This window comes from Aromatoleum aromaticum EbN1 (genome assembly GCF_000025965.1).
GTDB lineage: Bacteria > Pseudomonadota > Gammaproteobacteria > Burkholderiales > Rhodocyclaceae > Aromatoleum > Aromatoleum aromaticum.
On record NC_006513.1, the window covers coordinates 4,247,359 to 4,260,531 of the forward strand.

The window sequence follows — 13,173 nt, forward strand, 5'->3', positions numbered from 1 at the left end:
CATCATTGCCTTGGCTGCGCCTATGCCGGATAGCCCCATTCCTCGAAGTACCTGCCCCATGCCTGCGATATCCTTTTCTTCAACTCGGGCGAGAGATCGGAGAGTTCGCTCTTCTGGTAATGCCTGATTGTTCCCAGATAGGAATTCAACGACGGCTCCAGCGCGTCAAATCCGGGCAGGTTGAAGTGACGGTAGATCGACCGGATCTGCAAGACCGGATCCTTCTCCAGCGCCTCATAGGACAGCTCGAAAAACCGCTCCTTCGGCACCAGCGGCCGCTCCTCCAGGAAAACGTCATGCATGACGCGGTATTGCTCGATGACTCTGCGCTCCAGCCCGGAGTTATCCGGCCGCTGTAGCTGCATCATCTCCTGCATGATCCTGATCGAGCGCATGTATGACTTGAAAACGACATAGGGATTGCGGTGGATATGGATGAAGGATGCCTCGGGAAACAGTTCGAGTAACAATTTTACCCGGCAGGTATGGGGCGGCGATTTCAGGACGGTCCGGCGGTCGTTTGCCAGCGTCAATTTCTTCATCAACAGCAGCAAGCCTTCCCGCCACCGCGCGAGTTCCCCTTCCGGCACATTCCTGAGCGTCAGGTATTTGTCGCAGGGAAACCCGGCTCGCGGAAAGACCACATCCAGTATCGGAGACAGGCAGGGCTCCCGCAGCTACGCGCTCATCATTACTCGTCGTCATCCTCATCCTCTTCAGGCACTTGGAAGCCGAGCAGTGCGGCCCGAAACTCATCGGATGTTGCTGCCAGCAGCCGCTTGGTCTTGATGCTCGTCTTGATGGACTTATCGAGCCGGATGAGATTGAGCACCATGTGGCGCACCAGCGCCAGGTTATGGGCAATGTGGCCGATGCGGCCCCTTGCGTAGTCGTCACCGAACTGAACATCCAGACACCAGTGCAGCCGATGGCGAGTAGGCCGGGGGAGTCGCACCCCCAGCCTCTCACAGAACGGTGCGTGAACCTCTCGATTCACACCGCTCCCATCAAGCGAACGCACCGACCATCCCTCGTTGCCAGTGCACGAAGAGGTACGACTGCTTCTCGGCGAGACCTTCGAGAAAGCGAGCCGCGCGGATCTTGTGGCCCTTCAGCCGTCTGTACTTCTTCATCGCCCATGCCACCAACGTTTTGTTGAAGTGCCGCAGCACGGGGTACATCGCCGAGCGACAGAATTTCCCGTAATACTCCAGCCAACCCCTGAGGAGCGGGTTATGCAGGCGGGCAATGTCTGCCAGACTCAGGTCTGTTCGATTCCGATAGTTCAGTTTGCGTGTCTTCTGCCGCATCGCCGTGACGACACCACCCTGTGGCGTGCCCTTGGTACGTTCCTCCAAGGTTCCGTCCGCATGTTGCAGCGGCGCTGTCAGCCAGCGCTTGATGTACAGCATGGCCCACTCACATTTGACATGCTTCTTGAGCGCCCGAAGGAGCAGCACGTGGTCGATGTTGTCGAACAGGCCCTTGATATCGAATTCCAGCACCCAGGGATACTGCCAGCAACGCTGACGCGTTACCGCCACGGCCTCCAACGCCGATCTTCCGGGACGATACCCGTAGGAGTCCGGCAGAAACCGCGCCTCGAGTTCCGGCTCGATCACCCGCTTGACCACCATCTGCGCCACGCGATCGGCCACCGTCGGAACGCCCAATATGCGCACCCCACCATTCTTCTTCGGAATGGCGACCGCTTTGACCGGCGGCGGAAAGTAGCTTCCCGAGGACATCCGATTCCAGATCTTGTAGAGATTGCCCTTCAGATCCTGCTCGAACGCCTCGATCGACTGCTGATCCACACCGGCCGCGCCCGCATTGGCTTTGACCGCTTGATACGCTTCGTACACCTGCCACTTGTCGATGGCAAATGGTTTTGTTGTTGCACTCATCCGTCTCCTCCTGTTGCCAGTTGGACGCCGAATGCAACCGCTTGACTCGACCCCTTCGCTCCAGCCGCATTACCGGCCTTCCCCACTACTACGGGTCGATCCGTCCCAGTGCTGCGCATCGGTACTCTCGCCTCGTGGTTTCTGCCACTTGTGCTTCTCCCTTGACATCGCAACGACTGGTTCCCGCAGTTCCGCACGGAAGCCTGGATCAGCTTCACGCCCCCTATACGCCGGCCGCCGCTTGCCCAGTAATCAGGTGCCCGGCAAGCTTGTCCCAGGAAGTGGAAACGCCCCTGGTTTTGACGACAATTCTTTGGATAACGACGCGTCATCGAGGGTTCACTTTCGTTCGTCTCTCTGATCCTTACCTGCTCGGGGTACGTCCCCGACGCTTTGACCCCAACGCTCACCACCGACGGCTCTTGACCGCAGCAGCTTGGGGTGGTTTGAAGCCCGCTCCTGAAAGCCGACTCCGAGGGACCTACCCTCATCTTCCGTGCAGCTTCGACACAGTTTGTCGGTTCATGCTGAACCTCCTTGCTGTGTGCCTGCGGCACACTTTCGACCGCCCAATGGCTGCGCACGGCCTGCGCGATTCTGGCGGCATCTGCGGGCAGGGAACTGATGTAGTAATGGCGCTCGACGCTGGTCTTGCCGTCGACGGTGCGTTCGCGCTCGACGAGCGCAAACGATTGCAGCCCGGCCCACTGCTCGGACTTGTACAACTGGCTGACCGCATCATAGGCCCAGCAGCGGCGCACCTCCACACGGCCGTGGCCCTTGGTTTGTTCTTCGAAATGCGAAGCCGGCGCGATCTTTTCCGCCACGCCGGCCAGGGTGAGCAGAATCGAGTCGGTCAGCGTGGGGGGGTTGTCTTTGACGCACAACACGTAGTCTGCGCCACGACTACGGATGGTGCGGGCAATCGCTGCCTGGGTGCCCATCGCATCGATCGTGACGATGGTGCCTTCGAGCGCCAGCATGGCGAGCAACTCGGGAATCGCTGTTATCTCGTTGCTCTTCTGATCGGTGGCGCGCTGCCCCAGCACCAGACCCATCCCGGCGGCAAAGGCGCTGACCATGTGCAACGGCCCCGACGTATCCTTGCCGCCACTGCGCCGACTGGTCTTGCCATCGATGGCCACCACGCTGTCCGGCGCCAGCGCCGGCACCAGCACGCCCACCCAGCGCAAAAAGGCCGCCTCGAAGGCCGCGGGATCGATCATCGCGAGCACCCGGCAGAACGTGTCATGCGAGGGCACGCCCGCCTTGAGCTTCAGGAACTTGCGCAGCCAGGCCAGGTTGGACTTGCCCCACAGCGCCACATCCACGAAATCGTTCGCCCCGCACAGCACCGCGCACACCGCCACCGTCAGCAACTCGGACAGATCGTGCCTGGCCTGCCGCTTGCTGCGCGGGTCGGGTACCGACACGAACACTTCGCTCACGGGCATCAACTGGCCTGTCTTCATGGGAGTCCCAAAAAGACAGTAAGCTACACAAAATATGACGTTGTGAACAGGGGCTCGCTAAGCGCATGATCGTAAACGGTTTACCTGTACCGGTTATGCATTTTAGGTGCAATTGCCCTGGGATTCGTGACCTGATAGAAGTTCGGATACGCGAATTGCGGATCCAGCGAAAGCAGGTTGTGAAGATGCGTCGTCCCGCTGCGCCAATGCCCGAGAACGAATATCGGGGGCTTGATCCGGACGTCGCGAATTCTCGCTTGGAATTCCCGGGTTTCGCGCGCGCCTTGCACCGATGTCGCAATGCTGTTGAGCGTGACGAACACCGCCCGCGGCCAATAGCGCGGCGCAATCCTGAACCGGTGCCGCCGCGCAAAGACATCCAGGCCGAAAACGTGAACCCGCTGACGGGGGTAAACACGTTCCTGACGAGAAAGACCCTGAGCGCTTCAGCCGCCTGCTCCATACCAGGTTCCTCGAACGATTACCAAGAAGTGCGTTGCTTGGCCAAACGTGCCATGCGCTGAACGGGGCGCAGCTCGATTTCCTGCGTTCTCGCCTGCGGTATCGCACGAGCGTGCCGCGGTTCGACACCGCATGATCGCATGCCTTCGCAGGTGGCGTAGTCGCGACGTCACATCCTGGCCGGCGGTCGGCCGCTTGCTCGCCATGGATCAGTCCGAGCGCACGCGGCACGCGCAATCCCCCGTTTGCGTCGCCTGTTGTCGAAAAACTTTACACTCGCGGGCCCTGCCAACCGGGAAGACCCACGACAGAAATACTTTTCCTTTTGAATACAATCGACTGCAAATCTGGCCCGGAGTTTGCGTTATTTCGTTGGCGTCAGCACCTCTTCGCTGACAGCCGAGCACATTCTTCATCAGCTTCACGAAGGAGGCAACAATGAAAACGCAACTCAAGACAGCATCGGCGGTCGGCGCGGTCCTCGCGGCGATGGCCATGTCGCCGCAGGCCCAGGCCATCGACACGCTGGTCCAGTTCTCTACCACAGGTGTGGGCGATGGCGTCACCGACGGGGCGGCCGGCGGCTATGACGTCGTCGGCATCAACGAGTTCGACTGGCAGTCGTCCGGCGATCTGGTGATCCTGGACAACCTGACCGGGACCGGCTCCACCGCGAACGGCGCGCTCACCGACTCGTTCGCCACCTGGGCGGGCGCCGCCGTCGTCGGCGACACGGTGACCTTCGAGATCCAAGGCCAGGCCCGCCTGAATGACATGACGGATAATGGCGGCGGCAGCGTCGCGCCCCCGACGCTGGATACCAACGGCGCCGCCGGCGGAGACGCGGGCTTCGAGATCACCGTGGCGTTTGAGGCCACCGAGACGGCGACGCTCATCGCCGCAGGGATTCTTCAGTTCAACACCATCAACGGCACGTATTCGTATTTCTATGACGACACCCCGGACTCCGATGTGGACAGCGGCACCGGCTTCACTGACGGCATCGCCTTCCTGTCGGGCGATATCGTCGCCGTATCGGGAACATTCGACGGCACTAACGGCAGCAATCTTCTGACCAACACCGTCACCAGCTACGATTCGAGCTATATCCAGACCGATCCGACGTCCAACCAGCCGATCAACGACACGACTTTCGATACGTTGGTGTCTCTACGCTCGACAGGCGAGGCCGCGGCCCACGATGCCGGGGATACGATCGGCTTTCCGCAATATACCGTTGTGGCCGCCGACATTGGCTTTAAAGCCGATGCCAATTCGGAGTTCTCCGCGGTTCCCGAACCCGGCACCCTGATGCTGCTGGGCAGCGGCCTGCTGGGCTTGGCGGGACTGCGCCGGCGCTCGACCAAGGAGGGTGCAGCCTGAGTGCCCACCGAAGGCTGTCTGCGCCTGCGGCGCAGACAGCCTTCGGATGAGCATTGCGTCAATTTTCCGCATGAGGTCTCGTATGAATACGCAGATCAAAGCACTAACGGTGGCGCTGGGCTTCCTGCTTTGCGCCGTATCGCCCGCGACGCATGCAGAGTTCTCGACCAACGTCCAGTTCAGCACCGGCGGCAACGGCATCTACAACATCACGGGGATCAACGAATTCGACTGGCAATCTTCCGGCGACCTGGCCGTCGTCGACGCTTTGCCCACCCCCGCGACAGCGAACGGGGTCCCCGTCACCACGTTCTCCGCCTGGGTCGCCGGCGCGGTGGTTGGGGATACGGTAATCATCAACATCCACGGCCATGCCCGGTTGAACGCGATGCTCGACAGTCAGGGCGGTAACATCTCGCCTCCCACCCTGTCGAAGAACGGGGCGACCTGTGATGCCGGCAGCGGGTGTTTCGAAATCACCGTCGCGTTTTCCGCCGAAGAGTCGGCCACGCTGATAGCCCCCGGCATCATCCAGTTCACCGCCCTCACCGGGGACTACAAATTCTATTTCGACGACACCCCCGATTCGAATGTCGGCAACACGGATTCCGTCTTGCCGGGCAATTTCATCGACGGCGTCGCCTTCCTCGAGGGCACCATGGTGGGTGTTTCCGGGACGTTCCAGCAAGGGGTCGGCGGGAGCAATCTGATCCGCAACACGGTAGACAGCTACAACACGAGCTACATTCAGACCGACCCCGCTTCATCGACGGTAGCGCTCGCCGACACCACCTTCGACACCTTGATTACCCTCATCAGTCCGTTTGACGCATTCGTGCCCGATGGCGACCCGATCGGCCTGGCACCCTACACGGTGCTGGCCGCCGACCTGGTGCTCAAGGCGGATGCCAACTCGGAGTTTTCCGCGGTTGAAGTGGGCGAGGAAGGTTGCCGGATGACCGGCGGCGGCGTGGATGGCAAGGGCGAAATCGTGCCTGGCAAACTGGCCACCGCCCTAACCACCGGCGGCAATCGCTATACCTTCGGCGGCCAGATCGGCGCCCCGACGGCATCCCAGCCGCAGCCGTTCGGCGAATGGACGCACCACCAGCAGAACGGTCCTGCTGGCGACTTCGTGTTGCATCTCGGCACGGCGAGCGCACCGGCAGAAACCAAGGTAGTGACGGTCACCTGCCGCGACCCGTTCAACTGCAACCCCGCGCGGCCCGCCCCGTTCAAGCAGCTTGATTTCACTGGTATCGGAGCGTTCAAGAACGTGCGCAACGGACCACTGAAGAATGATCCTTCCGTGGTCCCCGGGAATGGGGGAACATTGCACTTCGTCAGAGTCCATTTCGAGGACCTTGGCGAACCCGGCGCCGGCGGCAAGCAGGTCGACAATGAGGAGACGTGCAAGGCGCTGCATCCGATCGGCGCGCTGGTGGGGGATCCGGCCACCGATCAAAACGCTGCGCTCATCTGCACGAACTGCGCGGACGTGTATACGATCGAGATTCACAAGACCAGCGATCCGGCCAGCGACGTGATCTACTCGGTTGGTGGATTTGTCGACGGTGGCAACATTCAACTGCATCCGCCGATCAACTGAAACCGATCTGAGCTAAATCATGCGGGGGCAGCTTGCTGCCCCCTTTTCTTGTCCGTCCCCGTCAGTCGACGAGCAATTCGCTCAAGTCCTTGCGCAGCGACCGCGAGCCCGGCACCACTGAGCGCCCGACCCGGCAGAAGAACACGAACGCGCTGCGCTCGCTTGCGCCCACCAGAGCCTCGAAATCACCGGCGAGCAAGAGCGTGCGCCGGCCGATTTCCGGCACGGCCGAAAACCTCCTGCCGGCCTGGACATACCATCGAAAGATTACCGGCGTCATCTCCGGCTGAAGATGCAGCCCCACGGCGCTTGCAGTCAGCCACAGACGCTGCATCGCGACGCCCGCGCGCACGTAATCGACAAGCCCAGCGGGAGCCTCGCACGGCCGCAGCAAGAGGTGGCCCGCACAACCCAGCGCCGGCAGGAAATCCAGCTGAATACGGGGCGCAATGGTGCCCAGCAGGTAGCGGTTGAAAAACTCCACCCGCCCCCAGCGCTGCATCACCCATCGCATCAGGCGGGCGGTCACCGGATCGACCCCCACCGCCCCTTCCGGAATTCGGTCCTTGCTGTAGCGCGCGCCCCACTCGATGATTTTCCGATGCACCTCATAGGCTTCCGGGCAAGTCAGGCGGATATAGGCGTTGTCCCACAGCAGCCGGGCAACCTTGAGCCGGTCGCCCAGTGATTCGAGGAACTGCACCTGGTAGGCCGAACCGGGCGCGGCCGCCAGCACCTGGCGTTGCTCGACGGTAAGCGGCGTCATCGACATCGGCCGGCGCTGCACGACGCGCTGTTCGATGTGGCGGAACAGTGAATCGGGAGCGGAGCCGGGCGACTCGCGCAGCAGCACGTCGTAGATGGGATTGTTGTCCCGAGAGCCGACGCGCAGGGTCCAGGTGGCGTCGAGCCCGAAGCCCGACGCCGCGATTCTGAGCGTCTCGAGCAGCGCACCGTGGCCCATGTGGCTGGCATGGCCGTCAAAGTCGTAGAGGACGTGATCGCGGGTGTCGAAACCTCTTACCGCGATGTGGTCGCCACTCACGATCTCGAAGCGCCACGGCTGGGTATTGTCGCCGCTCGGCGCCCAGCGCGCGAGATCAAGAATCTTCAGCAGCGTTTCGCGCTCAGCCACGGCCCACCCCCGATCCCTTCATGCGCCGCAGTTGCTTCCGTGCCAGCCACAGCCCGAGCCGCTGCAGCGGATTGCGATTGCCGCCCGGTCGCCAGGTCTTGATGAAACTGTTGCGGTAGGCGTCGAACTGATAGCCGCGTGGCGCGGCTAGCACCTTTCCCCGGCCAAGAAGCAGCTTCAAGGCTTCGGTCGCGGTCACCCCGGCGCATAGCTGGCATGCGGCGATGGTTGAAGGGCCGCGTTGCTCGGAAAGATCGACGCGCGAGGGATCGGCGAGGTAGCCGCGCTGCAGCATTCCCGGTGACAGGCCGAGGAGGAAGCGGATCGCCATTTCCTCCTCGTCACAACCTTCGAGGCAAAAATATTCCTCGAAGCTCATGCCATCCGGGATGAAGGTCAGCACCGCCGTCCCCATCCCGAGCGGCGCGGCCGTCACGGCCGGGATGCCGAGGCGATGGCAGGCGGCAAAAGTCGCACGACGCGCTGCAAACGAGAAAAAATCGAGACCGTCGACATACAGATCGACGCCGTCGAGGAATTTGTCGAGATTCGCGTCCGACACGCCCTTCGGAAAGCGGCGGATGTCCAGCTCCGGGTTGATGTCGAGCGCCAGTTCCGCGAGGACATCGACCTTCGGCCGCCCGAGCGAGGACATCGTCGCGCCGGCCTGCCGGTTGAAGTTCGCGAGATCGAAGGAGTCAAAGTCGGCGATGTTGAATGCGCCGATGCCCAGGCGCGCGAGCGTGGTGAGGTGGACGCCGCCGACGCCCCCCATGCCGGCGATGGCGATACGCTTGCGTCGGAGTTGCGCCTGCTCCAAGGCGGTCACCCACCCGAGATTCCGCACGAACGCTGCGTCGTAATCAAACGTCCTCACCATCCCTCCCCCACCGCTGCCTGGCCCGAAACCATGATAGAGATTTCATCTTGCAAGAGAAACCGCAATTCTGCGTCATCTGGACGGCAGTCCGCGCAATATGACGCCGACCGAACCGGCAGTCGGCACTTGCAGCCGGACGACGCCCGAGGGCGGAACTTTCCGACGCGCCGGCCGCGCCCGCCTCTTAACCGGGCGTGCGTGGTAGCCCAGCATGGCTGCAATGTATATACTTCTTGTATGTATTTATTCGAGGAGCGCATCATGGTTTACGCCCGCGTCTTCCGCTCCGGCAACAGCCAGGCGGTCCGCCTGCCGAAGGAGTTTCGGCTCGATACGGACCGGGTCGAAATCTTCCGCCGCGGCGATGAAATCGTGCTGCGCGAACTGCCCGGCAATGCGGCCGCGATTTTCGATGCGCTAATCGAGCTGCCCGTCAACTTCATGTCTGAAGGGCGCAACGATGTCGCGCCACAGGAGCGGGAGGCGCTCTGAATGTCGGTCCGCTATTTGCTCGACACGAACATCTGCATCTACATCGCGAAGCACAACCCGCCGGAAGTTCGCCAGCGCTTCGCCCGCCACGCTGCATCCGAACTCGCGATGTCCGTCATCACGCTCGGCGAACTGCGCTTCGGCGCGGAGAAGAGCCAGGCCCGCGACAAGGCGCTCGCTGCGATTCAAAGGCTGGAAGCGACGGTCCGGATCGCGCCACTGACGGAGTCGGTCGGCGAGCACTACGGCCAGATCCGCGCGAATCTCCAGCACAAGGGCCAACCGATCGGCAACAACGACCTGTGGCTGGCCGCCCACGCGCGCGCCGAAGGTTGGATCCTCGTGACAAACAACGAACGCGAATTCGTCCGCGTAGAAGGACTGCAAGTCGAAAACTGGGTAGACCGATAAACACGGGACGCGCAGAGCCAGCAAAGGCCCGCCTTTCACCGGGCGGCCCCTGCTTTTAGCAGTTTTCGATCCAACGAAAAATCCTCAGGCCGCAAGCCCTCGTCGGACGCGGCCTTTGGTCGAACCAGCAACGCTTGACGTTACCGGCCCGGACCAGCCGGGCGCGGTTTCTTGTCACCGTGAAGCGAGCAGCGGTCAGCCCGCAAGCGCGTTGCGGATCTGCTCCAGCGTGCCCGGATCGTCGATCGTCGTCAGGTCTCCCGGATCACGGCCTTCGGCGAGCGCCTGGATCGAGCGGCGCAGCATCTTGCCCGAGCGCGTCTTCGGCAGCCCGGAGATGAAATGCACGCGTCCGGGACGCGCGATCGCACCGAGCAGGGTGTCGACGGTCTTCATGACATCCTTCTCGAGTTCGGCGCGTTTCTCGGCGGTATCGACGCGAGAGGCGTCCTTGACCACCGCGAAAGCCATCGGCATTTGCCCCTTGAGCGGATCGGCGACGCCCACCACGGCGACTTCGGCGATCGCCGCGTTCGCCTGGATCGCCTCCTCGATCTCGCGCGTGCCGAGACGGTGGCCGGCAACGTTGATGACGTCGTCCATGCGCCCGAGAATCGTGTGGTAGCCGTCTTCGTCCTTGATGCCCCAGTCGGACGACGAGAACACGACCGGGTCCTCGAACAGCGTGAAATACGTGCTGACGAAGCGGTCGTCCTGCCCCCACACGGTCGACAGGCAGCCCGGCGGCAACGGCGGGACGACGCCGACGATGCCTTTCTCGTTCGCCCCGCATTCACTGCCGTCCTCGCGGAAGATGCGCAGATCGTAGCCATACACGGGAAAGCTCGGCGAACCGTACTTGATCGGCGTATCCTCGATACCGCGCACCGCAGAGAGCATCGGCCAGCCCGTTTCGGTCTGCCAGTAGTTGTCGATGACCGGGATGCCGAGCTCGTCCATGATCCACTTGTGCGTCGTCTCGTCGAGCGGTTCGCCGGCAAGGAAGAGATGCTTCAGCGACGACAGGTCGTATTTCTTGAGGAAAGCCGGGTCCTGCTTCTTCAGCACGCGCACCGCGGTGGGCGCAGAGAACATCACGTTGACCTTGTATTTCTCGACGATCTGCCACCAGATCCCCGCGTCCGGGCGTAGCGGCGTGCCTTCATACATGATCGTCGCCATACCGGCGAGCAGCGGACCGTAGATGATGTAGCTGTGGCCGACGACCCAGCCGATGTCCGAGGTCGCGAACATCGTCTCGCCGGCAAAGCCGGTAAAGATGTGCTTCATCGACGACGCGAGCGCGACGGCGTAGCCGCCGGTGTCGCGCTGCACGCCCTTCGGATTGCCGGTGGTGCCGGACGTGTACAGGATGTAGCTCGGCTCGGAGGATTCGAGCCAGGTCACGGGCACCTTCGCGTCGAGGTGCTTCGCGCGCAGCTCGGCGTAATCGACGTCGCGGCCTTCGACTTTTGAGAAACCCATGTCGAGCCCGCGGTCCACGATCAGGACTTTCGGCGGCGGGAATTCGGCGATCTTGCACGCTTCATCGACGAGGTGCTTGTATGGTACCGGCTTGCCGTTGCGCATGCCGGCGTCCGAACTCACCATCAGCACCGGCTTCGCGTCGTCGATCCGCGTCGCGAGCGAACCCGCGGCAAAGCCGCCGAACACGACCGAGTGAATCGCACCGATGCGTGCGCAGGCGAGCATCGCGAACGCCGCTTCGGCGATCATCGGCATGTAGATCAGTACGCGATCGCCCTTGCCGACGCCGAGCTCCTGGTAAATCGCGGCCATGCGCTCGACCTCGCGCTGCAACTGCGCAAACGAGTACACCTTCTCCTCGTCGGTCTCGGTCGAGATATATACCAGCGCCCGGTCGTCGGGGCGCACGGCGACGTGGCGATCCACGGCGTTGTAGCAGAGGTTCGTCTCGCCTCCCTTGAACCATTTCACGAACGGGGGCTGCGAAAAATCGCAGATCTGCTCGGGCTGCTTGTTCCAGTCGATGAGCCGGGCTTCTTCCGCCCAGAACTCGTCACGGCTGTCGATGGAACGGCGATGAAATTCCTTGTACGTCGTCATGAGCATTCCTCTCCCTTCAAGATTCCCGTCATTTGCGAACGACTTCCAGGCGCTCCTCCGGCTCCCACTCCCCGGACCTCGGGAGCGCCCCGTGACTGCCTTGTATTTTTCTATTGGCAATGCTGTTCAACTTTCCGTCGCGATGTCGTTTTCCGCACTACCGTCCATTTGGTATTTTTCCAGACGATCGAGCGGGATTCCGCAACGAAGCCGTGATTCTAGCAACTGCAGCAGCGGAAGCAGCGTGCCAATGACCTGCGGCAGCTGCGACGTGAGCTCGCGCTTTCTCCGGTCCGAAGGCGATCGAGAGGCAATCGGGTGCGCTCAGGCGCCTATCCGCACGACGGTACGGCCTTTCACTTCGCCCCTGATGAAGGCGTCGAATGCACTTGGCAATTCGTCGAACGCGATGGTGCGTGTAACGGCCGCGAGGTGGCGCGGCTTGAGATCGCTCGCAAGACGCTGCCAGACGCGCTCGCGCGTGGGAAAACTCATGTAGCCGGAATCGACGCCGAGCAGGCTGACACCGCGCAGGATGAACGGGAACACCGTCGTCTCCAGATGAAAGCTCGCGGCGTTGCCGATGCTCGCGACGGTGCCGGCCTGCTTCATCGTCGCGAGGATCCAGTGCAGGATCTTTCCGCCGACGTTATCGACCGCGCCGGCCCATTGCGTCGCTTCGAGCGGGCGCACGTTGTCGAAGTCGATCGTGTTGCGCAGTCGCACCTCGGCGGCGCCGAGCATCCGCAGGTAATCGTCTTCGGCCTCCTTGCCGGTCAGCGCGACGACGTGATAGCCGAGCCGCGACAGCATGTCGATCGAAAGTCCGCCGACGCCACCCGTCGCACCCGTCACGACCACCGGGCCGCGCTCGGGCGCGAGCCCGTTGTCTTCCATCCGCACGATCCCCAGCGCGGCCGTGAAGCCGGCCGTGCCGAGCGCCATCGCTTCGAAGAGATCCAGCCCGTCGGGCAGCGGCACGACCCACTCGGCCGGCACGCGCGCGTATTCGGCATAACCGCCGTGGTGCGACACGCCGATGTCGAAGCTGGTTGCGATCACCTTGTCGCCGGGGCGGAAACGCGCATCCGCACTTTCCACGACTTCGCCGGACAGGTCGATGCCACCGACGCATGGAAAACGCCGGATGATCTTGCCGGCACCCGTCGCGGCGAGCGCGTCCTTGTAGTTGATGCTGGAATAATGGACCCGGATCAGCACGTCGCCCGCGTCGAGTTGCTCGCGGGCCAGCGTTGTCATGCGGCTGAAGACTTTCCTGCTTTCGTCCTGATCGATCAGGAACGCTTTGAACGGCGCAGTCACTTGGGGCAACT

Annotated in this window: 12 protein-coding genes and 2 pseudogenes; 5 read left to right on the forward strand and 9 right to left on the reverse strand. The window is 62.4% G+C overall.

Annotated features, from left to right (window positions below; all coding sequences use genetic code 11):
- Window positions 1-20: 20 nt before the first annotated feature.
- The 5 genes and pseudogenes from EBN1_RS20250 to EBN1_RS23010 all read right to left on the reverse strand — a co-directional run bounded on the left by EBN1_RS20250 (window position 21) and on the right by EBN1_RS23010 (window position 3,702).
- Window positions 21-554 (reverse strand): sulfotransferase family protein, encoded by a 534-nt coding sequence (locus tag EBN1_RS20250; RefSeq protein ID WP_011239852.1) that lies wholly within the window; start codon window positions 552-554, stop codon window positions 21-23.
- A gap of 137 nt (window positions 555-691) precedes the next feature.
- Window positions 692-931, reverse strand: a pseudogene (locus EBN1_RS20255) (transposase); the annotation flags it as partial.
- Between the two features lie 76 nt (window positions 932-1,007).
- A complete protein-coding gene (locus EBN1_RS20260) occupies window positions 1,008-1,907 on the reverse strand; it encodes a group II intron maturase-specific domain-containing protein (RefSeq protein WP_011238249.1) in 900 nt (299 codons plus the stop codon).
- 557 nt (window positions 1,908-2,464) lie between these two features.
- Window positions 2,465-3,379: pseudogene (locus tag EBN1_RS20265) on the reverse strand (ISAs1-like element ISAzo3 family transposase); the annotation flags it as partial.
- 80 nt (window positions 3,380-3,459) lie between these two features.
- On the reverse strand, window positions 3,460-3,702 hold the full coding sequence (locus EBN1_RS23010) for a sulfotransferase (RefSeq protein WP_041646645.1): 243 nt from the start codon (window positions 3,700-3,702) through the stop codon (window positions 3,460-3,462).
- Between EBN1_RS23010 and EBN1_RS20270 the strand changes: the two genes are divergently transcribed.
- The 3 genes from EBN1_RS20270 (at window position 3,586) to EBN1_RS20280 (ending at window position 6,833) form a co-directional block, all read left to right on the forward strand.
- Window positions 3,586-3,903, forward strand: a complete 318-nt coding sequence (locus tag EBN1_RS20270) for a hypothetical protein (RefSeq protein WP_197531913.1) — start codon at window positions 3,586-3,588, stop codon at window positions 3,901-3,903. The two genes, EBN1_RS23010 and EBN1_RS20270, sit on opposite strands and share 117 nt — an antisense overlap.
- A 376-nt stretch (window positions 3,904-4,279) precedes the next feature.
- Window positions 4,280-5,224: a flocculation-associated PEP-CTERM protein PepA gene (pepA, locus tag EBN1_RS20275; RefSeq protein ID WP_011239855.1), complete on the forward strand. Its 945-nt coding sequence runs from the start codon at window positions 4,280-4,282 to the stop codon at window positions 5,222-5,224.
- A gap of 82 nt (window positions 5,225-5,306) precedes the next feature.
- Entirely contained in the window at window positions 5,307-6,833 is a 1,527-nt protein-coding gene (locus EBN1_RS20280) for a hypothetical protein (RefSeq protein ID WP_041646646.1), read from the forward strand.
- A 61-nt stretch (window positions 6,834-6,894) separates the two neighbouring features.
- Here the strand turns inward: EBN1_RS20280 and EBN1_RS20285 are convergent, their stop codons facing one another.
- Together EBN1_RS20285 and EBN1_RS20290 are read right to left on the reverse strand one after the other, a co-directional pair.
- Window positions 6,895-7,968: a nitroreductase family protein gene (locus tag EBN1_RS20285; RefSeq protein ID WP_011239857.1), complete on the reverse strand. Its 1,074-nt coding sequence runs from the start codon at window positions 7,966-7,968 to the stop codon at window positions 6,895-6,897.
- Window positions 7,961-8,848 carry a ThiF family adenylyltransferase gene (locus EBN1_RS20290; RefSeq protein ID WP_041646647.1) on the reverse strand — a complete coding sequence of 296 codons (888 nt, stop codon included), beginning with the start codon at window positions 8,846-8,848 and terminating at the stop codon, window positions 7,961-7,963. The genes EBN1_RS20285 and EBN1_RS20290 overlap by 8 nt, the downstream gene beginning before the upstream one ends.
- A 261-nt stretch (window positions 8,849-9,109) precedes the next feature.
- Between EBN1_RS20290 and EBN1_RS20295 the strand changes: the two genes are divergently transcribed.
- Window positions 9,110-9,340 carry an antitoxin gene (locus EBN1_RS20295; protein ID WP_011239859.1) on the forward strand — a complete coding sequence of 77 codons (231 nt, stop codon included), beginning with the start codon at window positions 9,110-9,112 and terminating at the stop codon, window positions 9,338-9,340.
- On the forward strand, window positions 9,341-9,751 hold the full coding sequence (gene vapC / locus EBN1_RS20300) for a type II toxin-antitoxin system tRNA(fMet)-specific endonuclease VapC (RefSeq protein WP_011239860.1): 411 nt from the start codon (window positions 9,341-9,343) through the stop codon (window positions 9,749-9,751). It begins immediately after the preceding gene.
- Window positions 9,752-9,946: 195 nt separating this feature from the next.
- Here vapC and EBN1_RS20305 read toward each other — a convergent pair whose 3' ends face one another.
- A complete protein-coding gene (locus EBN1_RS20305; RefSeq protein ID WP_011239861.1) occupies window positions 9,947-11,839 on the reverse strand; it encodes a propionate--CoA ligase in 1,893 nt (630 codons plus the stop codon).
- A gap of 324 nt (window positions 11,840-12,163) precedes the next feature.
- Window positions 12,164-13,162, reverse strand: coding sequence for an oxidoreductase (locus EBN1_RS20310; protein ID WP_011239863.1), 999 nt, complete (start codon window positions 13,160-13,162; stop codon window positions 12,164-12,166).
- Window positions 13,163-13,173 lie beyond the last annotated feature (11 nt).